The sequence below is a fragment of the Agromyces sp. NPDC058104 genome (assembly GCF_042884835.1).
In the GTDB taxonomy this organism is placed as follows: domain Bacteria; phylum Actinomycetota; class Actinomycetes; order Actinomycetales; family Microbacteriaceae; genus Agromyces.
Window position 1 is genome coordinate 49,903 of record NZ_JBHVTD010000002.1, and the last position, 24,058, is coordinate 73,960.

24 protein-coding genes are annotated in these 24,058 nt (G+C 73.6%); 15 read left to right on the forward strand and 9 right to left on the reverse strand.

What is annotated here, in order from left to right; all coding sequences use genetic code 11:
- Positions 1–43 precede the first annotated feature (43 nt).
- The 6 genes from ACFVTH_RS08035 to ACFVTH_RS08060 are packed head-to-tail and all read left to right on the forward strand — an operon-like array spanning position 44 to position 7,805.
- Entirely contained in the window at positions 44–1,009 is a 966-nt protein-coding gene (locus ACFVTH_RS08035) for an AAA family ATPase (RefSeq protein ID WP_386939227.1), read from the forward strand.
- A complete protein-coding gene (locus ACFVTH_RS08040) occupies positions 1,006–2,394 on the forward strand; it encodes a DUF58 domain-containing protein (RefSeq protein ID WP_387088898.1) in 1,389 nt (462 codons plus the stop codon). The genes ACFVTH_RS08035 and ACFVTH_RS08040 overlap by 4 nt, the downstream gene beginning before the upstream one ends.
- Positions 2,391–4,916 carry a transglutaminase domain-containing protein gene (locus tag ACFVTH_RS08045; protein WP_387088901.1) on the forward strand — a complete coding sequence of 842 codons (2,526 nt, stop codon included), beginning with the start codon at positions 2,391–2,393 and terminating at the stop codon, positions 4,914–4,916. Before ACFVTH_RS08040 ends, ACFVTH_RS08045 begins: the two co-directional genes overlap by 4 nt.
- A complete protein-coding gene (locus tag ACFVTH_RS08050; protein WP_387088904.1) occupies positions 4,913–6,382 on the forward strand; it encodes a DUF5684 domain-containing protein in 1,470 nt (489 codons plus the stop codon). Before ACFVTH_RS08045 ends, ACFVTH_RS08050 begins: the two co-directional genes overlap by 4 nt.
- Positions 6,382–7,224 carry a PP2C family protein-serine/threonine phosphatase gene (locus ACFVTH_RS08055; protein ID WP_387088907.1) on the forward strand — a complete coding sequence of 281 codons (843 nt, stop codon included), beginning with the start codon at positions 6,382–6,384 and terminating at the stop codon, positions 7,222–7,224. Before ACFVTH_RS08050 ends, ACFVTH_RS08055 begins: the two co-directional genes overlap by 1 nt.
- Positions 7,221–7,805: a hypothetical protein gene (locus tag ACFVTH_RS08060; RefSeq protein WP_387088910.1), complete on the forward strand. Its 585-nt coding sequence runs from the start codon at positions 7,221–7,223 to the stop codon at positions 7,803–7,805. Before ACFVTH_RS08055 ends, ACFVTH_RS08060 begins: the two co-directional genes overlap by 4 nt.
- A gap of 15 nt (positions 7,806–7,820) precedes the next feature.
- Here ACFVTH_RS08060 and ACFVTH_RS08065 read toward each other — a convergent pair whose 3' ends face one another.
- The 4 genes from ACFVTH_RS08065 to ACFVTH_RS08080 all read right to left on the reverse strand — a co-directional run bounded on the left by ACFVTH_RS08065 (position 7,821) and on the right by ACFVTH_RS08080 (position 11,806).
- A complete protein-coding gene (locus ACFVTH_RS08065) occupies positions 7,821–9,008 on the reverse strand; it encodes a winged helix DNA-binding domain-containing protein (protein ID WP_387088913.1) in 1,188 nt (395 codons plus the stop codon).
- Positions 9,009–9,836 carry an ABC transporter permease gene (locus tag ACFVTH_RS08070; RefSeq protein ID WP_387088916.1) on the reverse strand — a complete coding sequence of 276 codons (828 nt, stop codon included), beginning with the start codon at positions 9,834–9,836 and terminating at the stop codon, positions 9,009–9,011.
- On the reverse strand, positions 9,833–10,867 hold the full coding sequence (locus ACFVTH_RS08075) for an ABC transporter ATP-binding protein (protein ID WP_387088919.1): 1,035 nt from the start codon (positions 10,865–10,867) through the stop codon (positions 9,833–9,835). Before ACFVTH_RS08075 ends, ACFVTH_RS08070 begins: the two co-directional genes overlap by 4 nt.
- A gap of 168 nt (positions 10,868–11,035) precedes the next feature.
- Positions 11,036–11,806 carry an isocitrate lyase/phosphoenolpyruvate mutase family protein gene (locus tag ACFVTH_RS08080; protein ID WP_387088922.1) on the reverse strand — a complete coding sequence of 257 codons (771 nt, stop codon included), beginning with the start codon at positions 11,804–11,806 and terminating at the stop codon, positions 11,036–11,038.
- 61 nt (positions 11,807–11,867) lie between these two features.
- On the opposite strand from ACFVTH_RS08080, the gene ACFVTH_RS08085 reads away from it, so the two are divergent.
- From ACFVTH_RS08085 to ACFVTH_RS08095, 3 genes are read left to right on the forward strand one after another with little or no spacing between them, the layout of a single operon-like run.
- Complete coding sequence (locus tag ACFVTH_RS08085) at positions 11,868–12,122, forward strand: hypothetical protein (RefSeq protein WP_387088925.1); 255 nt, start codon at positions 11,868–11,870, stop codon at positions 12,120–12,122.
- Positions 12,123–12,182: 60 nt separating this feature from the next.
- A complete protein-coding gene (locus tag ACFVTH_RS08090) occupies positions 12,183–13,058 on the forward strand; it encodes an LssY C-terminal domain-containing protein (protein ID WP_387088928.1) in 876 nt (291 codons plus the stop codon).
- Entirely contained in the window at positions 13,055–13,564 is a 510-nt protein-coding gene (locus ACFVTH_RS08095; RefSeq protein ID WP_387088931.1) for a hypothetical protein, read from the forward strand. The genes ACFVTH_RS08090 and ACFVTH_RS08095 overlap by 4 nt, the downstream gene beginning before the upstream one ends.
- A 1-nt stretch (position 13,565) precedes the next feature.
- Here ACFVTH_RS08095 and ACFVTH_RS08100 read toward each other — a convergent pair whose 3' ends face one another.
- Positions 13,566–14,459 carry a rhodanese-related sulfurtransferase gene (locus tag ACFVTH_RS08100; protein ID WP_387088933.1) on the reverse strand — a complete coding sequence of 298 codons (894 nt, stop codon included), beginning with the start codon at positions 14,457–14,459 and terminating at the stop codon, positions 13,566–13,568.
- Positions 14,460–14,540: 81 nt separating this feature from the next.
- On the opposite strand from ACFVTH_RS08100, the gene ACFVTH_RS08105 reads away from it, so the two are divergent.
- The gene (locus ACFVTH_RS08105; protein ID WP_387088935.1) at positions 14,541–15,086 is read left to right on the forward strand and encodes a YbhB/YbcL family Raf kinase inhibitor-like protein; all 546 of its coding nucleotides are present in this window, start codon (positions 14,541–14,543) and stop codon (positions 15,084–15,086) included.
- A 292-nt stretch (positions 15,087–15,378) separates the two neighbouring features.
- On the opposite strand, the gene ACFVTH_RS08110 is transcribed toward ACFVTH_RS08105, so the two are convergent.
- Positions 15,379–15,834 (reverse strand): ArsR/SmtB family transcription factor, encoded by a 456-nt coding sequence (locus tag ACFVTH_RS08110; protein ID WP_387088938.1) that lies wholly within the window; start codon positions 15,832–15,834, stop codon positions 15,379–15,381.
- Positions 15,835–15,950: 116 nt separating this feature from the next.
- Complete coding sequence (locus ACFVTH_RS08115) at positions 15,951–16,589, reverse strand: LysE family translocator (RefSeq protein ID WP_387088941.1); 639 nt, start codon at positions 16,587–16,589, stop codon at positions 15,951–15,953.
- A 48-nt stretch (positions 16,590–16,637) separates the two neighbouring features.
- On the opposite strand from ACFVTH_RS08115, the gene ACFVTH_RS08120 reads away from it, so the two are divergent.
- Entirely contained in the window at positions 16,638–17,744 is a 1,107-nt protein-coding gene (locus ACFVTH_RS08120; protein ID WP_387088944.1) for an enoyl-CoA hydratase/isomerase family protein, read from the forward strand.
- A 12-nt stretch (positions 17,745–17,756) separates the two neighbouring features.
- Here the strand turns inward: ACFVTH_RS08120 and sufU are convergent, their stop codons facing one another.
- Both sufU and ACFVTH_RS08130 read right to left on the reverse strand, forming a co-directional pair.
- Positions 17,757–18,209 carry a Fe-S cluster assembly sulfur transfer protein SufU gene (sufU, locus tag ACFVTH_RS08125; RefSeq protein ID WP_387088947.1) on the reverse strand — a complete coding sequence of 151 codons (453 nt, stop codon included), beginning with the start codon at positions 18,207–18,209 and terminating at the stop codon, positions 17,757–17,759.
- Entirely contained in the window at positions 18,206–19,549 is a 1,344-nt protein-coding gene (locus ACFVTH_RS08130; protein WP_387088950.1) for an aminotransferase class V-fold PLP-dependent enzyme, read from the reverse strand. The genes sufU and ACFVTH_RS08130 overlap by 4 nt, the downstream gene beginning before the upstream one ends.
- A 180-nt stretch (positions 19,550–19,729) precedes the next feature.
- Between ACFVTH_RS08130 and ACFVTH_RS08135 the strand changes: the two genes are divergently transcribed.
- Genes ACFVTH_RS08135 through ACFVTH_RS08150 form a run of 4 tightly spaced genes read left to right on the forward strand, consistent with a single transcriptional unit; the run spans position 19,730 to position 24,055 of the window.
- On the forward strand, positions 19,730–20,395 hold the full coding sequence (locus tag ACFVTH_RS08135; protein ID WP_387088953.1) for a GntR family transcriptional regulator: 666 nt from the start codon (positions 19,730–19,732) through the stop codon (positions 20,393–20,395).
- A 30-nt stretch (positions 20,396–20,425) separates the two neighbouring features.
- A complete protein-coding gene (locus tag ACFVTH_RS08140; protein ID WP_387091808.1) occupies positions 20,426–21,961 on the forward strand; it encodes an MmgE/PrpD family protein in 1,536 nt (511 codons plus the stop codon).
- Positions 21,961–22,875: a methylisocitrate lyase gene (gene prpB / locus ACFVTH_RS08145; protein ID WP_387088955.1), complete on the forward strand. Its 915-nt coding sequence runs from the start codon at positions 21,961–21,963 to the stop codon at positions 22,873–22,875. Before ACFVTH_RS08140 ends, prpB begins: the two co-directional genes overlap by 1 nt.
- A 46-nt stretch (positions 22,876–22,921) precedes the next feature.
- Positions 22,922–24,055, forward strand: a complete 1,134-nt coding sequence (locus ACFVTH_RS08150; protein ID WP_387088958.1) for a bifunctional 2-methylcitrate synthase/citrate synthase — start codon at positions 22,922–22,924, stop codon at positions 24,053–24,055.
- Positions 24,056–24,058: the final 3 nt, after the last annotated feature.

Consider the following 24,058-nt stretch of genomic DNA (forward strand, 5'->3'; position numbering starts at 1 on the left):
CACCCCCGCCCGAGACATCCAGCCCCCTTCGAGAGGAACCCCAGTGACGATCGCCCCGGAGCAGTCCGCCTGGTTCGCCGAGACGTTCTCGCTCATCGCCGACAACATCGAGCAGGCCGTGCTCGGCAAGCGGCACGTCGTCGAGCTCGTGCTCGCGACGGCGATCTCGGGCGGGCACGTCCTGCTCGAGGACGCCCCCGGCACGGGCAAGACCGCGCTCGCCCGGGCGATCGCGCAGACGATCCACGGCACGAGCTCGCGCATCCAGTTCACGCCCGACCTGCTGCCGGGCGACGTCACCGGCATCACGGTCTTCGACCAGAAGGCCGGGCGGTTCGAGTTCCACGCGGGGCCGGTCTTCGCGAACATCGTGCTCGCCGACGAGATCAACCGCGCGAGCCCGAAGACGCAGTCGGCGCTGCTCGAGGTCATGGAGGAGGGCAACGTCACCACCGACGGCGTCACGCGCCCGGTCGGCAACCCGTTCCTCGTGATCGCGACCCAGAACCCCATCGAGCAGGGCGGCACGTACCGCCTGCCCGAGGCGCAGCTCGACCGATTCACCGTGAAGACCTCGATCGGCTACCCCGACGAGGCCTCGACCATGCGCATCCTGCAGGCCGTTGGCGCCCCGAAGCCGACGCTCGAGGGCATCGTCGGCACCGACACGATCGTGGCGATGACCGAGCTGTCGCGCGGCGTCTACGTGAACCCGCTCGTCTCCGACTACGTCATGCGGCTCGTCGACGCGACCCGCAGGGCGACCGAGGTGCGCCTGGGCGTGAGCGTCCGCGGCGCGATCGCGCTGTCGCGCCTCGCGATGACCTGGGCCGCCGCCGCCGGGCGCACCTACGCGACCCCCGACGACGTCCGCGAGCTGGCCGTCGCGGCGCTCGCCCACCGCCTCGTGCTCGAGCCCGAGGCCGAGTTCGACGGGGTCACGGCGGTCGCGATCGTCAACCAGATCCTCCTCGACGTGCCCGCTCCCCGGGAGAACGGGGTGGCGTGACCCAGCCGACCGATCTCCTCCGCAAGCCCGCGACCGCCGACACGGTCACCTCGACCCGTGGCGCCACGGTCACGCGGCTCGCTCGCACGCGCCGCGGCCCGGTGGCCGAGGGCGCGGCCCGGCTGCGCCGCGGCGCGCGAGCCGTGGGCGGCGCGTCCGCGCGCGCGGTCGCCTGGGTGCGGGAGACGGTCTCCCCGGCGGGGATGCTCCTCGTCGGCCTCGTGGTCGCGGGCGTCGTCGCCGGGGCCGCGTTCGGCTGGTTCGAGGGGTGGGTCGTGGCCGCCATGGCGGGCGCGCTCCTGCTCGTGTGCGTGCCCTTCCTGCTCGGCGCCCACGACTACCGCGTGCGGCTCGAGCTCGACCGCGACCGGGTGATCGCCGGGTACGAGATCAGGGGCACCCTCGACCTCGTGAACGACGGCGCCCGGCCCGCGCTGCCCGGGATCGTCGACATCCCCGTGGGCGACGGACTCGTCGAGGCCCACGTCCCGCTGCTTCGCGGCGGCGGGCACCATCGCGAGGAACTGCTCATCGCCGCGCAGCGCCGCGGCATCATCGACGTCGGGCCGATGACGGTCTCGCGCGGCGACCCGCTGCGGGTGCTGCGTCGCGAGATGAGCTGGCCCGAGGTGCAGCGGGTGCACGTGCACCCCGTCACGGTGGCATTGCCGCCGTCGAGCGCGGGGCTCATCCGCGACCTCGAGGGCGCACCCTCGAACCAGCTCGTCGACGCCGACCTCTCGTTCCACGCGGTGCGCGAGTACGTCGTGGGCGACTCGCAGCGGCACGTGCACTGGAAGTCGACCGCCCGCACCGGCCGCCTCATGGTGCGGCAGTACGAGGAGTCGCGACACGCGCGCATCGCCGTCCTCCTCGACCTCGACCTCGACGGCTACTCGAGCGACGACGAGTTCGAGCAGGCGGTGAGCGCCGCCGCCTCGCTCGGCGTGCAGGGCGTGCGCGAAGGACGCGACGTGCTCGTCGGCGTGAGCGCCGAGCTCGACACCGCCGACCGCGGTGCGGTCCAGTCGATGCGGTCGCTGCCGACGGTGACGTCGCGGGTGCTCCTGGACGGGATGTCGGGCCTCTCCGGCGCCTCGGCCGCCGGTGCGGGCGCCGGCGTGATCCGGCTCGAGTCGGTGGCCGCCCTCGTCGCGCAGTCCTTCGGCGACCTCTCGATCGCCTACCTCGTGACCGGGTCGCTGGTGCCGCTGCAGCGCCTCCGTCGTGCGGCCGTCACGCTGCCGCCCGGCATCGCGGTCGTCGCGGTGCGCTGCGAGCCGGGCGCCGAGCCCGCAGCCCGCCGTTCGAAGGAGCTCACCGTGCTCACCCTCGGCGAGCTCGGCGACCTCGGCCAGCTCCTCGCGAGAGGGGCCCTGCGATGAGCGCACCGGCGGCCCGCCGCCGCGCCGAGGCGCCCGCCCCGGGCGTCGACCCGCTGCGCATGGCGCTCGGCCTCGGCTACGTCGTCGTCGCCGCGGTGCTGGCGACCGTCGCGGCGTGGCCCGTGTACGCCGCCCCGCGCATGCTCCTGGTCGCGGCCGTCGGCACCGTCGCCGGCCTCGGGGTCGCGATCGTCGCGCAGTCGCTGCGCCTGCACGGCCCGCTCGCGGCGCTGTTCGCCGTCGGTGCGACCGCCGTCGTGTACGCCCTCATCGTGGTGCCGGTCGCCGTTCCGGGCGCGGTCGGCGACGCCCCGACGTGGCTGCGCGGCATCCGCGACGGCTTCGTCGGCGTGATCGTCGGCTGGAAGCAGCTGCTCACCCTCTCGCTCCCGCTGGGGGAGTACCAGGCCGTCCTCGTGCCGTTCCTCCTCGTGATGCTCGTCGGCTCGCTGGTCGCCGGGCTCCTCGTGATACCCGACCGGCGCAGCTCGCCGCTCGCGGTCGTCGTCGGCTTCGCGATGTCGGGCTTCGGCCTCGCGTTCGGCTCGAGCTCGCTGAGCGAGCCGCTCGTCGTGGGTCCGGTCGTCGTGCCCGCACCGCGCGAGCTCGCCGTCGGCATCGGCGGGCTCGCCGCGGCGCTCGTGTGGCTGCTGCTGCGCTCGCGGTCCATCCGTGCCGTCGCGCTGCGACGGGCGACCGCCGGCACCGTGCAGCGCGCGGGCCTCTCGGGCTGGCCGGCGGTGCGCCGACGCGCGCTCGCCTCCGTGCTCGTCGCGATCGCACTCGTCGTGGGAGCCGTCGTCACCCCGGCCGCCGCGCAGTTGACCGATCGCTCGGCCCTGCGCGACCGGATCGAACCCGCCGTCGTGCTCCGGCAGACCGCGACCCCGCTCGCGAGCTACCGGGCGGCGTTCGGGGCGGACCGGATCGACGAGCCCTGGCTGGTGATCGAGGGCGACACGGGCGGCGTCGAGCGCCTCCGTCTCGCGACGCTCGACAGCTACGACGGCGAGACCTTCCACGTCGCGGCCGCCCGCGACGACGCGGCGGCACGATTCAGCCGGCTGCCGCGTGCGGCCGCGCGCATGCCGGGCGACGTCGCCTTCGGGCTCACGGTCGACGACGGCTACGCCGGCGTCTGGGTCCCCGCCCCGCTCGGGCTGCGCGCCGCCCCCGAGTTCGAGGGCGCGCGGCGGGCCGCCCTCGCCGACGGCTTCCACCGCGCCGCAGACGGGGCGACCTCCATCGACATCGCCGCGGTGCCGGATGCCTCGGCGCCGGTCTCGGGCGCCGGGCACGGCCTGCTGCCAGGCGATGCGTACTCGCTCGTCTCGGCCCCCGACGCGCCCGCGCCGCTCGGCGAGCCCGACTCGACCCCGCTGATCGACCTCGACGAGTATCCCGCGCTCGCCGAGTGGGTCGAGATGCAGGAGCAGCCCGCGACCGCCGCCGGCTTCACCGAGCTCGTCGATCGCCTGCGCGGCCGCGGCTACCTCAGCCACGCCGCCGTCGACGGCCCCGACGCCGCCGAGTGGATCTCCCGCCTCGACGCCGGGTACACGTTCCTGCCGAGCTACTCGGGGCACTCCGCTGCGCGGATCGAGGCGCTCTTCACCCAGCTCGTCGACCAGCAGCGGCTGGCCGGACCTGACGCGTCCGATGCGGCGCTCGTCGCCGCCGTCGGCGACGACGAGCAGTTCGCGACCGCGATCGCGCTGCTCGCGCGCGCACTCGGCTACGAGTCGCGCGTCGTGCTCGGGTTCCGGCTCGCGGGAGCCGAGGAGGTGCCGGGTGCGGCCGCATGCACCGAGGTGTGCGCCGGCGGAGCGCTGGCGGCCTGGGCCGAGGTGACCGCCGAGGGCGGCGCGTGGACGCCCGTCGACGCGACTCCCCAGCACGAGGTCGCCCCGAGCCTGATCAAGGAGGGCGAGCAGCTCCCCGAGCACCCGACCACCCCCGACCGCACCGACACCGCGACGGTCGACCCGCCCGCCGCCCAGAGCGAGGCGAGCGAGACCGCGGCGGCGTCGCCCGAGGAGACCGACCTCGGCCTCGTCTCGCTGCTCTCGATCCTCAAGTGGGCCGGGCTCGCCGGCGCGGCGGTGCTCCTGCTCCTGCTGCCGTTCAGCGTGCTCCTCGCGGCGAAGGCCGCCCGCTCGCGCCGACGTCGGCACGAGCCGGTGCCCGAAGTGCGTATCGTCGGAGCATGGGACGAACTCGTCGACCTGTACGCGGACCACGGGCTGCCGGTCTCGGCGACCGCGGACCGCGCGGCCGCCGCACGGGCGACCGGTCGGCGCGCCGCCGTCGAGCTCGCGGCGAGGGTCGACGGCGCCGTGTTCGCCGGTGACCCGCCGGGCGACGCCGACGCCGAGGCGGCGTGGGCGATCGTCGACGCCGAGCGCGCAGCGTTGCGCGCCCGTGCGCGTGCCCGCGCGCGACTCGCGGCGAAGCTCTCGTTCGCCTCCCTGACCCGCCCCCTCCGCCCCGCTCGCGCATCACTCGAGGAGCCAGCACGATGACCCCAGTCGACTCCCAGCAGCTCGTCGCCGCCACGTTCATGGCGGTCGGGTTCTCGCTTCTGATCGGCATCGGCCTGTACGTCTGGTACGCGGCGATGCTCGCGAAGGTGTTCGCGCGCTTCGGGCAGCCCGCTTGGTCGGCGTGGGTTCCCGTGTACAACGAGATGCAGCTCTTCAAGATCGGCCGTCAGCAGCCCTGGCTCGCCCTGCTCATGTACGTGCCGCTCGCGCAGGTCGTCGGCCTCGTGTTCAAGGTGTTCGCACTGCACCGCATCAGCACCCAGAGCTGGCGGGGCGTCGGCACCACGGTGCTCGGCGTGCTGCTCCCGCCCGTCTGGGCGACCGTGCTCGCGACGGGGCCCTCGCCCGACCCCGAGCTCGGCCGCATGCCGCTGCGGGGCGCCGGCGCGGGGGAGATCCCGCCCGTCGCCCCCGGGGTGCCCGGGGGGCCGCTCGCCGCCGCGCCGCACCTCGCTCCTGCTCCCCAGCCCGCCCCGCTCGTCGCACCGTTCGTCCCCGCGGCGCCGGTGGCGCCGGCTGCGGCGACCGCACCCACTGCGCCCCCCGCGCCGATCGTCGCGGCGGCTCCGCCCGCGGCCCCCGCGCACATGTCGGCGGCCGCGCAGGCCTGGGCCTCGCCGCTCAACGACGCGCCGGCATCCGAGGCGCCCGCGCGCGCGACCGCAGCACCGGTCGTGCCGCACGTCGTGACCGACGACTCCGTCTCCTCGCTCTTCGCCCCGCCGAGCTCCCAGCCGCCGGTGGCCCCGGTCGCCGAGCACGGCGTCGTGGCGCCCCGCATCCCCGGGCGGATCGAACCGCTCCCGCCGATCCCGCAGGCCCCCGCGCCCGAGCCCGCTGCCGCACCGCCCGCGGTACCGCCCGCGGCGAGCCCGGCACCGGCCGTCGACGCGGTCCCGCCGCAGCCGAGCGGCGCGGCGGCGGCCTACGCCGCACTCGCCGCGCCGCTCGGGGCCCAGCCGCCCGCAGCGCCGGCCGTCCCTGCGGTTTCCGCCGCCTCGATGTTCGACCCGTTCGAACCGGCCGACGCCCCGACCATCGTCACCGGCGAGGGCGACGACGACCCGTTCGACCGCACCGTCGTGGTCGCCCGCCGACCGCTCGTGCGCTGGCGGCTGGCGCTCGAGGACGGCACGTCGCTCGAGCTCGACGCCCCCGTCGTCGTGCTCGGCCGCAATCCGCGCGCTGCGCTCACCGGCGAGCAGCGCCTCGTCGTGCCCGACCTCAGCCGCACGCTCTCGAAGACGCACGCGGTGCTGCGCCTCGACGGCGAGCAGTGGAGCGTCACCGACCTCGACTCGACGAACGGCGTCATGGTGCCCGACGCGGGCGGCGTCGACCGGCTGATCGACCCGGGCGTGCCCACGCCGGTGGCGGGCCGCCTCGTGCTCGGCACCCTCGCCGTCGCGCTCGAGCGGGACGGGCAGCAGGAGGCCCCGCGCTGATGCCCGAACACCGCGTGAGGCTCGCCGCCGCCGCCGCAAGCGACGTCGGGCTCGTCCGCCGCACCAACGAGGACGCCGCACTCGCCGAGTGGCCGGTCTATCTCGTCGCCGACGGCATGGGCGGGTACGAGGCGGGCGACCGTGCCAGCGCGGCCGTCGTCGACGCGTTCCGCGAGCACGTCCTGGGCCGGCCGATGGCGACCGTCGTCGGCGTGCGGGAGTCCCTCGCCGGCGCGAGCGCGCGGGTCGCCGCCGTGGCGGCCGGCACCGATCGGGGTGCGGGCAGCACCGTCGCCGGGGTGGCGCTCGTCGACGACGAGGGCGAGCCGGCCTGGCTCGTCTTCAACGTCGGCGACTCGCGCGTCTACCGACACCTCGGCACCGAGCTCGAGCAGCTCACGGTCGACCACTCGCTCGGCCAGGAGCTCGTCGACGGCGGTGCACTGCGCGCCGAGGACCTTGCGACGTTCGAGCGTCGCAACGTCATCACGCGGGCGATCGGGGCCCCCGACAGCACGGCCGACAGCTGGCTGCTGCCCGTCGTGAACGGCGAACGCCTGCTGATCTGCAGCGACGGCCTGACCTCCGAGGTGAGCGACGAGGGCATCCGGGCGACGCTCACGATGAGCGGCCGGCCCGAGTCCGCCGCGGCGGCGCTCGTGCAGCGCGCCCGCCAGGCGGGCGGGCACGACAACATCACGGTCGTCGTCGTCGACGTCCTCTCCGGCGGCCTCGACGAGCACGCGGATGCCACGACCGGCGTCCCCCGCATGGCGCCCGAGGGCGCAGGCTCGCCCGAGGTCGACGACGAGACGACGATCCCCGTGCGGAGGCGTTCATGAGCGAGGAGCACGCGGGTTCGATGCTCGACGACCTCGAGTACGACGACCTCCACGACGAGGCGACCGTGGTCGTCTCCCGCGTCGATGACGAGACGGTCGTCGTCGAGCGCACGGTCGTCCGCGGCGACGCCGGCACCGAGGCCGAGGCGACCGTGGTCGTCCCGCGCACCTCCGCTTCCGACGAGGCGACGGTGGTCGTCGACCGGGGCGACTCCTCGAGGCGCCGGCTCACCCACCGGGGTGCGCCCGTCATGCACGCGCCGACCCGACGCGACCGTCGCCGGCCCGCGCCCGCACCGGTCTCCGAGGAGGTGCTGCGGACCGCCGAGCCCGGCGCCGGCCCCGGAGTGCTCGACCGGTACGAGGCGCGCGCGCCCGAGGCATCCCCGCCGCCGCGACCGCCGAGGTTCGCCGCGGGGCCGCCGCCGACCCGCGACACGACCGCGACCCTGCCCTCGGTCGTGCGTCGTACCCGGCGCACGGCCGTCGCCTCCATCGCCGTGTTCGCCGGAGCGTGCCTGCTCAGCGTCGGGGGGCTCGTCGCGCTCGCCGCGACGGTGCTCGGCGAGCTGTTCGGCTGACCCGCCGACTCCCGGTCAGATCGGGGCGACGGGCTCGACGACGACCTCCGAGGGGAGCCCGAGGAACCCGTCGACCTCGGCGAGCCGTTCGTCGAGCGAGCGGCGCTCGGCGCGCGAGAACCCACGCCACGGCACCACCCTGAGGGTCGCCCGCGAGCCCTGCACGATCGGTGCCCAACGCCCGACCATCGTGCCCCCGATGAGCATCGCGTGCAGCGGGAACTCGGGGATGATCGGTGCGGCGATCCCCGGCGGCTGCAGGTAGGCGCGGGGCATCGCGTAGCCCATCACGTACTCGTCGTAGCCCTGCAGCAGGTCGACGCGCGCGGGGTCGTCGTCGACTGCCGCGCGCTCGCCGCCGCGCGACGACCAGGCGGCCGCGACGGCCGCGTCGTGCCAGAGCTCGGTCTCGTCGGGGTCGTCGAGCCGCTCGATCCGGCCGTCGGTGCGGGCGGATGCCTCGACGAGCGCGGTACGGACGTCGCGCAGCGTGAACCCCGACCAGGTTGCGAGGTCGCGCGTCGTCGCCGGCCCCCGGGTGAGCAGCGCGCGTTCGACGAGCTCGGCGAGCGCCTCCTCCCTGGGGCGCGGCGGGGCGGCGGGCACCCGCTCGTCGAACGCCGCGTAGCTGCGCTGCTTCCCGACGCTCGCACCCGAGATCGCGACGAGCTCGAGCTCGGCGCGGAGCAGCACGAACATCAGCCCCTCCTTCGGGAGGCCCGCATCGACGAGCGCCGCGCCGAGGAGGTCGCGGGTGCGATGGCCGGCCGCGAGCTCGCGCGCGACGACGTCGACGGCGCGGCGCCCGGCCTCGCCGTCCCATCCGGCCTTGCGGATGGTTCCCGCCATCTGCTGCCGCACGCGCGGGGCCGAGAGCTCGAGCAGCCACCGGGCGTCGGCGGGCACCACGAAGTGCCAGGTGGGCCGCAGCACGTGCGTGCGGAGGATCACGCCGTCGTCGATGCGGGCGGCGACGGTCGCGGCATCGGGGCGCGCCGACCCGGGCAGCCGCTGCGCGAGGCCCCACTGGGCGGGCAGGTACTCCTGCGCCTGCACCGCGAGCGCCCGGGCCACGACGGCCTCGGGGGTCGTGGGAGACGCCGCCCACGTGGCATCCGCGCCCTTCGCGGCCGTGTCGTTCGTGATGGCGCCGCGCAGCCCCTGCGCGAACAGCCGGCGCGATCGGAGCTCGGCGGCGTCCACCTACGAGACGTCCCTCCGCCAGGTCGTGGCCCCGCCGATCGCCGTCGTCACGAGCGCGATCCCGAGCAGCACGAGCCCGCCCTGCCACCACTCGAGCGTCTCGGCCGCGCCGAACGCGGCGACCGTGTAGAACGAGGCGCCGACGAGCGCATCGCTCGCGGCGCCCGGCAGGTATCGTCCGACGGTCGCGGTGACGTCGTTGAGCGACGCCGCGAAGCGCAGGATCGGCTCGAGGAACTGGGTGAACGCGATGACGATCACGACCGCGGCGACCTGGTTCGTCACGAGCACGCCGAGCCCGACGCCGATGCCGCCCCAGAGCGCCATCGCGAGGACGCCACGGCCGATGAGCGCCCAGGTGTCGCTCGAGTCGAGCCCGGTCTCGAGGCCGAAGCCCGCGAGGGCCGCCGCCGCCGAACCGACCGACACCGCGTAGCCGATCACGCCGAGCACGGCGCCCGCGACGAGCTGCGAGACGAGCTTGGCCGACAGCACGACGGTGCGGTGCGGCTCGGCGAGGAAGGTCGGGGTGAGGGTCTTGTGCCGGAACTCGCTCGTCACCGCGAGCGCGCCGAGGAGCAGCGGGAACACGTAGCCGATGCTCGAGGCGAAGCTGTACAGCAGCGGGGCGAGCTCGACGTCGGCGGGCAGCGGAGCGCCGCCCGACTCCGCCGCGGCGTCGGGGTTCGCGCCGAGCCAGCTGAACAGGGCGCCGAGGCCGCCCGCCATGAACGCGACGTACGCGGCCAGCAGGATCGCGAGCAGCCACCACATGCGGGTGGTCAGGAGTTTCTGGAACTCGGCGCCGAGCGCGCGGAAGAAGCTCATCGCACGCCCTCCTCACCGGTGGGGGCGTCGCCGGCCGGAGGCTCGTCGGGCGGTGGTGCCGCCTCGTCCGCGCCCGGCGCGTCGACGGACGCGTCGGTCGCCGCCACGCCCGTCGCGTGGTCCGCGAGCGCCTCCTCCTCGGGGGAGTCGCCGACGAGCGAGAGGAACGACTCCTCGAGTCCCGACTTCAGCCGGTGCAGGGCGCTGAGCTCGACGCCGCCGAGGAACGCCGCATGGCCCACCCGCCCGGGGTCGGGCTCGTCGACGATGAACCCGCTGCGGCCCGCGTCGTACGCGAGGCCGGCCGAGTCGAGCGCGGACGCGAGCGCGGCCCGGTCGGGGGAGTCGACGATGGTGCGCGGGGCGGCGTCGAGCTCGAGGCTCGCGAGCGTTCCGCGCTTCACGAGTCGCCCGCGCGAGATGATGACGACCTCGTCGACCGACTGCTGCACCTCGCTGAGGAGGTGCGACGAGACGAGCACCGTGCGGCCCTCGCGTGCGAGCGTCTGCAGGAACACGCGGATCCAGCGGATGCCCTCGGGGTCGAGGCCGTTGATCGGCTCGTCGAGCACGAAGACGCCCGGGTCTCCGAGCAGCGTGTACGCGAGGGCGAGGCGCTGGCGCATGCCGAGCGAGTAGCCGCCGACGCGCCGGTCGGCGAACTCGGCGAGGCCGACCTGCTCGAGCACCACCGGCACCCGCGTCGAGGGGATGCCGGCCGCGGTGGCGTACACCCGCAGGTGGTTGCGGGCGGTGCGCCCCGGGTGGAAGTTCGCGTCGAGCGCCGCGCCGACCGTCTCGAGCGGGCGCGGCAGCGCGCGGTACGGCGTGCCGCCGAACGTCGCCGTGCCGCTCGACGCGCGGACCAGCCCGAGCAGCACGCGCAGCGTCGTCGTCTTGCCGGCGCCGTTCGGCCCGAGGAACCCGGTGACCCTCCCCGGCTCGACCGTGAAGCTGAGGTCGTCGACGGCGGTGACCGCGCCGAAGTGCTTGCTGAGCCCCGTGATCTCGATGGGGATGCCGTCGGCCATGCGCGCTCCTCACGTCGGGGGCCGTCGTGAGCCGCAGGTGGGCCGCGCCCCCGCACGACCCGTGACCGCGGCCGAGGCCCCGGACATGCTCACCCTAGCGAGATCGGGGGGCACGAGGCATCCGTCTCGTGGGGGATTCGCAGATCAGGGCGGGGAATCCGCAGCCGCTCAGTTCAACGGGCGGATGCCGTCGGGCAGCACGCCGCCCGCGTAGAGCCCGGTCGCCAGGTCCTGCAGGGCGCCGAGCGCGACACGCTGGGTCGTCGGGCCGTACGAGAGGCGGGCCACGCCGAGGGCCTCGAGCCGTGCGGGCGCCGGCACGCCCGGCAGCCCGATGAGGGCGAGCTTCTGCTCGCCGATGCCGGCGACGAGCTCTTCGATCTCGGCCTCGCCGAACACGCCCGGAACGAACACGCTCGTCGCACCCGCGTCGAGGAACGCGCGACCGCGCTCGACCACGTCGGCGATCCACACCTCGCGGGGGCGCTCGTGCCCGCGCAGCCAGGCGTCGGTGCGGGCGTTGAGCGCGAACGGCACGCCCTCGGCGGAGGCCGCCGCAACGGCCGCCTCGACGACCGCGACCGATTCGGCGAGCGGCTTCAGGCGGTCCTCGATGTTCGCGCCGACGATGCCCTCGCCGATCGCGCGACGCACGGTCTCGCCGGCGTCGCCGTAGCCGTCGTCGAGGTCGGCGCTCACGGGCACCTCGACGGCGCGCGCGATGCGGCCGGCCATGTCGAGCATGAGGTCGACCGGGATCTCGCCGTCGGGGTAGCCGAACGACGCGGCGATCGAGTGGCCGGCCGTCGCGAGGGCGCGGGTCTCGGGCAGGGCGGCGACGGCGCGGGCGCTCACGACGTCCCACACGTTCACCACCTGGAGGAGCTCGGGGGCGGAGTGCAGGCGGCGGAGTTCGGCGGCGGTCTCGACGAGGGTCATGACCTCACCCTAGGACCCGCCGGGGCGTCCGAGCAGGTCCGGGACCATAGCATTGGGGGTCATGTCCGAGTTCCTCGAGCGCGCGTCGCGCCTGCCCGTCACCGAGTTCGCCTACCCCGGGCCGCTCCGCGACCGGCTCAACGCCGTCGACGAGGGCGAGGGGCTCACGACCGTCGCGGAGTGGCGCGAGGTGCACGAGGGCTTCTGGAACGGCGCGGAGCACACCGTGAGCACCGGTGGCACGGCGGTCCTCGACGACGACACCTGGGTAGTGCTCGAGCGGTTCCGGGTCGTCGAGCTGCCCCCGCCGAGCTGACTCGGCCCCGCGGGGCCCGCCGTGCCGAGCCCCGGACGCGTCCCCGGGTAGCATTCCGGCATGGGGGAGACGCCGGAGGGGGCAGCAGCAGGTCGCAGGCCGCGCCGGTTCTCGGCGAACGCCCTCCTCGACGGGTTCTTCTTCGTCTACGCGGGCATCGCGGCCGTGTGGCTCGCGTGGCTCATCCTCGAGCAGAGCTTCGACTGGGGATGGTTCGGGCTGCTGTTCTTCGTCGCGTTCTGGCTGGTGCTCGCGTACCTCGTGCTGCCGCGCCTCCACCGCATCCTCACGACGATCTACGTGCCCGACTACTTCATCGGCCGCGCGCGCACGAGCGACGGGCTGCTCGGCGATCCCGTCAACCTCGCCCTCGACGGCGGGGAGGAGCACGTGCACGCCGCCATGCGCGCCGCCGGATGGACGAGGGCCGACGACGTGACGCCGGCCTCGAGCTGGCGCATCGTCACCTCGACCATCACCCGCCGCAGCTATGACGAGGCCCCGGTCAGCCCGCTGTTCCTCTTCGGCAGGCAGCAGGACTTCGCCTATCAGCAGGAGGTCGACGACAACCCCGCGAAGCGGCATCACGTGCGCTTCTGGCGCACCCCCGACGACTGGCTGCTGCCGGGCGGGCGCCGGGTCGACTGGCTCGCCGCGGGCACCTTCGACCGCGCGGTCGGGTTCTCGCTCTTCACCCTGCAGGTCACGCACAAGATCGACGCCGACATCGACGTCGAGCGCGACCACATCGTCGCGACCGTGCTGGGCGCCAACCCCGCGGCACGCCTCGACGTGCTCGAGGACTTCTCGACCGGCTACCACTCGCGCAACGGCGGCGGCGACTCGATCAGCACCGACGGCGGCCTGCCGGTGCTCGACGTCGGCGAGGTCCCGCTCGGCGCGATCGAGCCGGCCCGCGAGGAGGGACGCGCATGAGCAGCGGCAAGCGCCCGGCCTACGAGTCGCCCGGCGACCTGGCCCGGCCGAGCGAGCCGGCGCGACCCTCGATGCGGCGCCCCGCCGCGACCGTGTTCGGCGCCGTGCTCGTCGTGCTGCGCGTCGTCGCCGGCGTCGTGTGGCTGCTCGCGCTCGCCGTGCAGTGGCGGCAGGTGCTCGAGGGCGACTTCGGCATCGAACTCGACGGCGACGTCGACGCGCAGACCGTCTCCGACGTCGGCCTGGTCCTCATCCTCGTCGGCGGCGGCATCGTGCTCGCGATCGAGCTCGTGCTCGCGGTGCTCGTGTACCGCGGCAGCAACTGGGCCCGCATCACGGTGATGGTCTTCGCGACGATCAGCATCACCTGGTCGGCCGTCGACTACTTCGGCGGCGACGCCGAGATCACGCTGCGCACCACGCTCGTGACGCTCGCCCTCGACATCCTCGTGCTGCTCGCGCTCTCGAGCCGCAACGCGCGGGCCTACGCCCGGCGTCGCCGCTGAGTCACGCCGCCGCGTGCGCGGGGCACTGGGCCGAGCCGCACGACTCGCACAGCACGAACTCGGTGTCGCACGAGGCATCCGTGCAGTTGGCGGTGCGGTTCGTCGCGCCGCCGCAGCGGGCGCACTCGCCGATCACGGCGGCGTGGTCGCTGAAGTCGATCGAGCCGCGGCCGTCGAAGACGTAGAGCGAGCCCTCCCACAGCCCGTCGTCGCCGAAGCGCTCGCCGTAGCGCACGATGCCGCCGTCGAGCTGGTAGACCTCGCCGAACCCGCGGCTCACCATGAGGCTCGAGAGCACCTCGCAGCGGATGCCGCCGGTGCAGTACGTCACGACCGGGCGCCCCTTGAGCTCGTCGTACTTCCCCGAATCCAGTTCGGCGACGAAGTCGCGCGTCGTCTCGACGTCGGGCACGACGGCGCCCGCGAAGCGGCCGATCGCGGCCTCGAGCGCGTTGCGGCCGTCGAAGAAGGCGACCTCGTCGCCGCGCTCGGCGACGAGCTCGTGCAGCGCCTCGGGGCTGAGCCTCGTGCCGCCGCCGACGACGCCCTCGCCGTCGACCGCGAGCTCCTCGGGCGCGCCGAACGAGACGATCTCATCGCGCACCTTGACGCTGAGCTTCGGGAAGTCGAGGCTCGCGCCCGACTCGTCGAGGCCGGTGCCCTCGCTCCACTTGAAGTCGATGTGCTTGAACGCGGGGTAGTCGCGCGTCGTGCGCACGTACCGCTTGAGGGCGCGCAGCTCGCCGCCGAGCGTGCCGTTCAGGCCGTCCTTCGAGACGAGGATCCGCCCGCGCAGCCCGAGCGACGAGGCGAGGTCGCGCTGCCAGAGCCGCACCGCGTCGGGGTCGGCGAGCGGCGTGAAGGCGTAGTAGAGGAGGATCTTGGCGATCGGCACCACGAGAGTCTACGAGTGGATGCTCCGCGCTCGCCGTGTGCGCCCGGCCTAGGCTGGTGGCATCCGTCGAGAGGAACGCCGATGTTCGATCACGACCCGTACGCCGCGCTGCAGGCGCTGAAGCCGATGGCGGAGTTCACACTCGAGAGCGCCGACTTCGTCGACGGCGCCGAGCTGCCGCTGCCGCTGCGCGCCGCGGGCCAGGGCGCCGGCGACCGTTCGCCGCAGCTGTCCTGGTCGGGGTTCCCGCCCGAGACGCAGAGCTTCGCCCTGACGTGCTTCGACCCCGACGCGCCGACGGGTTCGGGCTGGTGGCACTGGGCGGTCGCGAACCTCCCGGCGTCGGTCACGAGCCTCGACGCCGACGCCGGCGAGCCGGGCGCGCTGAAGCTGCCGACCGGAGCCCTCGTGCTTCCGAACGAGGACGGCGAGCGCCGCTACGCCGGTTCGGCGCCGCCGCCCGGCACGGGGGTGCACCGCTACATGTTCGTCGTGCACGCGCTCGACGTGCCGCGCCTGTCGATCGACCCCGAGGCGACGCCCGCGAACCTCGCGATCCAGTGCTTCTTCCACGGCATCGGCCGCGCGGTGCTCGTCGGCACGGCCGTGAACCCCGCCGACGTGTAGGCGTGCGGCCCCGCCCCGTCGGCCGCTCGCGCATGGCCGTGCGCCCCGCGCACCGTGGCGGTGCGACTGGTGACGCCGATGCTGGGACTTTCGCTTTCGAGCTATGCCAGTTCCGCCTCATCGAAACGGGCGGAGGTGCGCGGCCGAGTGGCGACGGGGTCGGTCCCGCCGTTGACAGGGAGGGGACACCGCGCAGGATGCTGCGGGAGTGCCGCATCCGTGAGTGAGGCGGAACTGGCATAGGCGAAACGCGAAACAGTCGGCGAGGGCGGCCGACCGGCCGGCGCACTACTCACCCGTCGTCGAGCCAGCTCCCGGGAACGAAGCCGCGGCGTCCCTTGCGCCCGGCGCGGTGGAGGCGGCCGGACGGCGTCGGCGCCGGCATCGGTGCAGTGCGTGCCGTCGGTGACGCCCGGGGCGCCCGCGACGGCTGCTCGGGCGGAACCGGTGCGCGGTCCGTGCCGAAGCCGTAGCGGTGATCCCAGAGGTCGAACAGCTCGTCCACGGCCGAATCGAGTGCTCGCATGAAGTCCTCCTCGAGCAGGTAGAGGCGCTCGGTGTACGCCGGGAGCACGCGTACCACGCCGTGGTCGCGCAGGATCCGGAGATGATGCGACACCGCCGAGCGCGACACCTGGAACTCCATCGAGATGAGGTCGTTCAGCATCCCGACCGGGTGCGAGCCGACGGCGAGCACCTCGACGATGCGGCGACGCACCGGCTCGGCGAGGATCTCGAAGGGATGCATCGTCGCAGGCTACGTCGCGCGCGATGCCGGGGTCGCCGGCGAGCGCGCCCGACGGGTCGGGCCGAGCGTGCGGCCTCCTGGGGAGAACAGGACGAAGCGGGAAGGAGCGGGCGGGCTCAGTGCTTGTTGCCGCTGAGCGCGAGCACTCCGCCGAGACCGATCATCATGACGCCGCCGGCGGCCGAGAGGTGCTCGATGCGTCGCGGGGTGCGGGCGAACCAGTCGCGGGCGGCGCTCGCGGCGAGCGCCCAGATCGAGTCGAAGACGAGCGCCAGCACGATGAACACGACGCCGAGCTCGAAGAGCTGCAGCGGGATCGCCCCCGCCTGGAAGGACACGAACTGCGGCAGCACGGCGACGAAGAAGGCGATCGTCTTCGGGTTCGTCACCCCGACGACGAAGCCCTCGGCGAGCTGCCGCCAGTGCGAGCGGGGCGGCGCGTCGTCGCTCGCCGCACGCGAGGCCTCCTTGCGATGGCGGATCGCCTGCACGCCGAGGTAGACGAGGTACGCGGCGCCCGCGAACTTGATGATCGTGAAGAGCACGACCGACTGCGCGACGAGCGCGCCGACGCCGAGGGCGACGGCCATCACGAGCGGCACCATGCCGAGGGCGTTGCCGACGACGCTGAGCAGCCCGCCCAGGCGTCCGAGCGCGAGCGAGCGGCCGATGACGAAGAGCACGCTCGGGCCGGGGATGAGGATGAGCGCGATCGAGGCGAGGACGAACGTCCAGAGGTGCTCGACGGGGACCATCCGGGCATCCTAACCCCGTCGACCGGTCGGGACGATACGGTGGCAGGCGTGAGCGACCACATCTCCGCGAGCGTGGCCGACGGGGTCGGCCACGTCACGCTCGACCGACCGCAGGCCCTCAACGCGCTCTCGTACGAGATGATCCGCGCCCTCGCCGAGGTGTTCGAGGCGTGGCGGCACGACTCCGAGGTCGGTCTCGTCGTGCTCGACGGTGCGGGCGAGCGCGGCTTCTGCGCCGGTGGCGACGTGCGCGAGCTCCACAGCTACGCCGTGAACGACGACCACGCCGAGGCCCGTGAGTTCTTCCGCGCCGAGTACCGGCTCGACGCGGCGATCGCCCGCTACCCGAAGCCCGTCGTCGCGATCATGGACGGCATCACCATGGGCGGCGGCATCGGCCTCGCGGGGCACGCCTCGGTGCGCATCGTCACCGAGCGCTCGCGCATCGCGATGCCCGAGACCCGCATCGGCTTCACGCCCGACGTCGGCGGGTCCTGGCTGCTCGCGAAGGCGCCGGGCGAGCTCGGCGTGCACCTCGCCCTCAACTCGCGCACCATGGACGCGGCCGACGCGCTGCACGCCGGCTTCGCCGACGCCTTCGTGCCGTCCGAGCGCATCCCGCACGTGCTGCAGGCCCTCGCCGAGCGCGCCGACCCCGGCAGCCCGGCCGAGATCGTCATGCTCTTCGACGAGACGCCGGGCCCGTCGGCGCTCGCGCTCGCGCGCGACTGGGTCGACGCCTGCTACTCGGCGCCGACCGTCGCCGAGATCATCGCGCGACTGCGCGCCTTCGCCGACGGGCGCGAGGATGCCTCGTCGAGCGCCTTCCCGACGCATCCCCTCGACCCGGGGGCGACTGCCTACGCCGCCGCGGCCGCCGACGAGCTCGACGCCCTCTCGCCGACCGCGCTGTCGGTGACGCTCGAGTCGGTGCGGCGGGCGCGCACCCTGCCGAACCTCGAGGCCGCGCTCGAGCAGGAGTTCCGGGCGGTGACGTGGTTCATCGAGCAGCACGACCTCCGCGAGGGCATCCGTGCGCAGGTGATCGACAAGGATCGGGCCCCCCGCTGGAACCCGCCCGAGCTCGACGACGTGCCGCCGGGTCTCGCCGCCCGTGTGCTCGACGAGGCGCGCTTCGAGCCGGTCTTCGGCTAGCCGCGAGTTCCGCTACCCGCCCGCCGGGGCCGCCTTCGCGAGTGCGGCCTCGAGCGCGACCCACGAGAGCATCGCGCACTTCACGCGCATGACGTACTTCGAGACGCCGTGGAACGCGATCGCGTCGCCGAGCAGCTCCTCGTCGGGCTCGCCCGCGCCCTGCGAGCGCAGCATCGCACGGAATCCCTCGATGAGCCCGTGCACCTCGTCGACGGGCCGACCCGTCGCGAGCTCGGCGAGCGTCGAGGCCGAGGCCATCGAGATGCTGCAGCCGTCGCCCTGCCAGGCGAGGGCGGCGAGGCGCTCGCCGCCCTCGTCGAGCTTGACGCGCACGGTGATCTCGTCGCCGCACGTCGGGTTGAACTCGTGGTGCTCGGCATCGGCGCCCTCGAGGGGCCCGTCGCCGTTGCGGCGCTTCGCCTGGTCGAGGATGATCTGCTGGTACAGCCCTTCGAGCCCGCTCACGCGATCACCGCCGCGGCCTCGTCGGCGACGCCGAAGAACCGCCGCACCTCGCCGAGGGTCGCGACGAAGCGATCCATCTCGTCGGCCGAGGTGTAGACGTGCGCGCTCGCACGGGTGGTCGCGGTGATGCCGAGCGCTCGATGCAACGGCTGCGCGCAGTGGTGGCCGACCCGCACGATCACGCCGGCGTCGTCGAGGAACTGCCCCACGTCATGCGCGTGCACCCCGTCGACGGCGACCGAGACGAGCCCGGCGCGCGGCGAGCCAGGGGGCGGCCCGATGAGGCGCACGCCGGGCACCTCGGCGAGCTGCACCGCGACGCGTTCGGCGAGGGTGCGCTCGTGCGCCGCGACCGCGGCCATGCCGATCGACTCGAGGTAGCGCACCGCCTCGGCGAGGGCGACGACCTGCGACACGGGCTGGGTGCCGGCCTCGAAGCGGTGCGGCGCAGGCAGGAACTCGGCCGAGTCGACGGTCACGCGCGTGATCGTCGATCCGCCGGTGCGGGCGGGCGGCAGGGCGTCGAGCAGTTCGGCGCGGCCGTAGAGCACGCCGATGCCGTTCGGGCCGAGCATCTTGTGCCCCGAGAACGCGGCGAAGTCGACCCCGAGCGCGCCGAGGTCGCTCGGCAGGTGCGGCACCGACTGGCAGGCGTCGAGCACGACGAACGCCCGGGGCGAGCGCTCGCGCACGACCGTGACGACGTCGGCGACGGGGGCCAGGTAGCCGGTCACGTTCGACACCGCGGCGATCGCGACGACCCGCGTGCGGTCCGAGAGTTCGGCGGCGAGGGCGTCGACCGACCAGAGGCCGCGCTCGTCGACGCGCACGGCGCGCAGGCGCGCGCCGGTGCGCGCGGCGAGGCGCTGCCACGGGATCAGGTTGGCGTGGTGCTCGGCCTCGGTCACGACGATCTCGTCACCGGCCTCGAGGGCGAACCGGGATGCCTCGGGCCCGCCGAGTCCGGCCGAGGCATCCGCCATGCCGAGCGCGACGATGTTGAGCGCGTCGGTGGCGTTCTCGGCCCAGACGATCTCGCGTTCGCCTGCGCCGACGAAGCGGGCGACCGTCGCGCGGGCGTCCTCGAAGAGGGTCGTCGACAGGCCCACGGCGGCGCTCGCGCCCCGGTGCACCGGGGCGAGGTGCTGCTCGAGGTAGTCGCGTTCGGCGTCGAGCACACGCGCGGGGCGCTGCGCGGTCGCCGCCGAGTCGAGATAGGCGACCGACGCGCCGCCGTCGGTCGGAGCGCCGTAGGCGGCGCCGTCGGCGAAGGCGGGGAAGTCGCGGCGGAGGTCGGTGACCGTGCGCTGCCCGATGGTGTCGAGATCGCTGGTGCTCATCCCTTCCATCGTCCCACGGCGGACGGCGCGGAAGGCCGGTCACGGGAGATGCACAGCCGCGGCCGGCCGGCACGGGATCTCGGGACGACGGATTGGCAAATGTATACATGGGCCAAGAAATGAGCGATTGTTTGCGCAGGATTTCGCATGAGTGTATACATGAAGCGGGAGGGAGGGGCGATGCGAGCGAGTGAACGGGCGTACCGCGCGTTGCGCGAGGAGATCCTCGACGGCACCCTCCAGCCGGGTGCCGCGCTCGCCGAGGTCGAACAGGCGAACCGGCTCGGCGTCTCCCGGACCCCGGTTCGCGAGGCGCTCGCACGCCTCGAGGCCGACGGCCTCGCCACCGCCGCCTCCGCGCGCGTGCTGCAGGTCTCGGCGCTCGACGTCGCGAGCATCGTCTCGCTCTACGAGCTGCGCGAGGCCCTCGAGGGCCAGGCCGCCCGCCTCGCCGCCGCCCGGCGCGATCCCGCCCGCTTCACCGTGCTCCGCGAGCGGATCGTCGGCGCACCCGAGCTGCTCGACGCCGGCGACGAGGGGATCCGCGCCTACTACGACGCCGTCGACGCGCTCGACGACGAGATCGAGTCGGCCGCCGCCAACCCGATGCTCGGCGCGGCGCTCCGCAGCGTCCGCCTGCACTCGGCCCGGGTCCGCCGGCTCGCCCGTCACCATCCCGAGCGGCTTCGCGCCGCGGCATCCGAGCACCTGCTCATCGTCGATGCGATCGTCGCGGGCGACACCGCCCTCGCCGCCCATGCCACCCACGTGCACCTGCACCTGAGCCTCCGCCACGCGCTCGCCTCGATCGAGGCTCGTCACCCCGACGGCCACCGCGTAGCCTGACCGATGGAACACTTCAGAAAGGTCCGCCCCATGCACCTCCACCACGTTCGCACCCACCGCAGCGACGAGAACCTCGCCCGCGAGGGCCAGCTCGCCTGGAAGCTCGCGGGCGTCGCGACCGACCCGGTCGAGCTCGACGACGACGTCGTCGACATGGTGGTGAACCGCGTCATCGACAACGCCGCGGTCGCGGCGGCCGCCGTGGCCCGGCGCCCCGTCGTCTCGGCGCGCAGCCAGGCCCTCTCGCACCCCGTCTCGATCGGCGGCGACGGCGCGACCGTGTTCGGCGCCGACGCGGCCCGTCGCACCAGCCCCGAGTGGGCGGCCTGGGCCAACGGGGTCGCCGTGCGCGAGCTCGACTACCACGACACCTTCCTGGCCGCCGAGTACTCGCACCCCGGCGACAACATCCCGCCGATCGTCGCGGTCGCCCAGCACCTCGCGCAGAGCCGCGGCCTCACCGGGCGCGACGTGGTGCGCGGCCTCGCGACGGGCTACGAGATCCAGATCGACCTCGTGAAGGCGATCTCGCTGCACAAGCACAAGATCGACCACGTCGCCCACCTCGGTCCGTCGGCTGCAGCCGGCATCGGCACCCTGCTCGGCCTCGACCAGGAGACGATCTTCCAGGCCATCGGCCAGGCGCTGCACACGACCACCGCGACCCGCCAGTCGCGCAAGGGCGAGATCTCCACGTGGAAGGCCCACGCTCCCGCCTTCGCCGGCAAGATGGCGATCGAGGCGGTCGACCGCGCGATGCGCGGTGAGACGAGCCCCGTCCCCATCTACGAAGGCGAGGACGGCGTCATCGCGTGGCTCCTCGACGGTCCGGATGCCTCGTACGACGTGCCGCTGCCCGACCAGGGCGAGGCGAAGCGGGCCATCCTCGACTCGTACACGAAGGAGCACTCGGCCGAGTACCAGGCCCAGGCCTGGATCGACCTCGCCCGCAAGCTGCACGACGAGTACCCGCTCATCCTCGACGCCGAGCACATCGAGTCGATCACCCTGCACACCTCGCACCACACGCACTACGTGATCGGCTCGGGCGCGAACGACCCGCAGAAGTACGACCCCGACGCCTCGCGCGAGACGCTCGACCACTCGATCCCGTACATCTTCACGGTCGCCCTCCAGGACGGCGCGTGGGATCACGAGACCTCGTACTCGCCCGAGCGCGCGCACCGCGCCGACACGATCGAGCTGTGGAAGAAGGTCACGACCGTCGAGGACGCCGAGTGGACGCGCCGCTACCACTCGCTCGACATCGCCGAGAAGGCGTTCGGCGGACGGGTCGTCATCAAGCTCGCCGACGGCGGCGAGATCGTCGACGAGATCGCCGTGGCCGACGCCCACCCGCTCGGCGCGCGGCCGTTCGCCCGCGAGCAGTACGTGCACAAGTTCCGCACGCTCGCCGAATGGGCCGTCGCCCCCGACGAGATCGAGCGGTTCCTCGACCTCGCGCAGCGCCTGCCCGAGCTCTCGCCCGACGAGCTCGGCGGGCTCACCTTCACCGTCGCGCCGGGTGCGCTCACGGGCGTCGAGATCCCCGAGGGGCTGTTCTGATGCTGTACTCGTCCACTCCGGCGCACGAGAAGCGACGCCTGTTCCGCGAGCGGCTCGCGACGGGCGAGATCATGCGGTTCCCTGGCGCGTTCAACCCGCTCTCGGCGAAGCTGATCGGCGAGCGCGGCTTCGAGGGCGTGTACATCTCGGGTGCCGTGCTGTCGGCCGACCTCGGCCTGCCCGACATCGGCCTCACGACCCTCACCGAGGTCGCGGGCCGCGGCCGGCAGATCGCCCGCATGACCGAGCTGCCGGCGATCATCGACGCCGACACCGGCTTCGGCGAGCCCATGAACGTGGCCCGCACCGTGCAGGAGATGGAGGACGCGGGCCTCGCGGGCCTCCACATCGAGGACCAGGTCAACCCGAAGCGCTGCGGCCATCTCGACGGCAAGCAGGTCGTCGACGACGAGACGGCCCTGCGCCGCATCCGCGCCGCCGTCGACGCCCGCCGCGACGAGGACTTCCTGATCATGGCGCGCACCGACATCGCCGCGGTTGACGGGCTGCAGGCCGCGATCGACCGGGCCAAGGCCCTCGTCGACGCCGGAGCCGACGCGATCTTCCCCGAGGCGATGCGCTCGCTCGAGGAGTTCGCGGCGATCCGCGCCGCGGTCGACGTGCCGCTGCTCGCCAACATGACCGAGTTCGGCAAGAGCGAGCTCTTCACGGTGCAGCAGCTCGCCGACGTCGGCATGAACATCGTCATCTGGCCGGTGTCGCTGCTGCGGCTCGCGATGGGTTCGGCGATGCGCGGGCTCGACGAGCTCGCGGCCTCGGGCTCGCTGACCGCGCAGCTCGGCGAGATGCAGCACCGCTCCGAGCTCTACGACCTCGTCGACTACGAGGGCTACAACCACTTCGACACTTCGATCTTCAACTTCACCGTGGGCGACACCCCGGTGGTCGAGTAGCGAAGCGTCTCGAGAAACCACTTCACGCCAACGCAAGGGAGCATCAATGGCCGAGCAGGAGATCTACAAGGGGCTGGCCGGCGTGCCGGTCGACTACACCGCCGTGTCGAAGGTCAACCCCGAGACGAACTCGCTGCTCTACCGCGGGTACCCCGTGCAGGAACTCGCCGCCTCGTGCACGTTCGAAGAGGTCGCGTACCTGCTCTGGTACGGCGAGCTGCCGAACGACGAGCAGCTCGGCGCGTTCGAGGATCGTGAGCGGTCGCTGCGCGGGCTCGACCACGAGGTCAAGCGCATCATCGACGAGCTGCCGCTCACCGCCCACCCGATGGACGTCGTGCGCACGGCGGTCAGCGTGATCGGCGCGAGCGACGCGACGACGCCCGACGACTCGAGCGACGCCAACCTCGACAAGGCGATCCGGCTGTTCGCAAAGCTGCCGTCGATCGTCGCCTACGACCAGCGCCGCCGCCACGAGCTCGAGTTCGTCGAGCCGCGCGACGACCTCGGCTACTCGGCCAACTTCCTGTGGCAGGCCTTCGGCGAGGTGCCCGAGCTGCCCGTGGTGAACGCCTTCGACGTGTCGATGATCCTCTACGCCGAGCACTCCTTCAACGCCTCGACGTTCACGGCGCGCGTGATCACCTCGACGCTCTCCGACCTGTACTCGGCGGTGACGGGGGCGATCGGCGCGCTCAAGGGCCCCCTGCACGGCGGGGCCAACGAGGCCGTCATGCACGCCTTCGACGAGATCGGCGCGGGCGAGGGCGGCGCCGAGCGGGCCGTCGCCTGGCTCGACGAGGCGCTCGCCTCGAAGCGCAAGATCATGGGTTTCGGGCACCGCGTCTACAAGAACGGCGACTCCCGCGTGCCGACCATGCGCGACGCGATGGAGCGCATGGTCGAGCACTACGACCGTCCCGACCTGCTCGAGCTGTACGTCGCGCTCGAGCAGGCGATGGGCGAGCGCAAGGCCATCAAGCCGAACCTCGACTACCCGGCCGGCCCGACCTATCACCTGATGGGGTTCGACACGCTCACGTTCACGCCGCTGTTCGTGGCGTCGCGGGTCACCGGGTGGACGGCGCACATCATGGAGCAGGCCGCGTCGAACGCGCTCATCCGCCCGCTGTCGGTCTACAACGGGGTCGACGAACGGCACGTGCCGGCGAAGGGCTGAGCC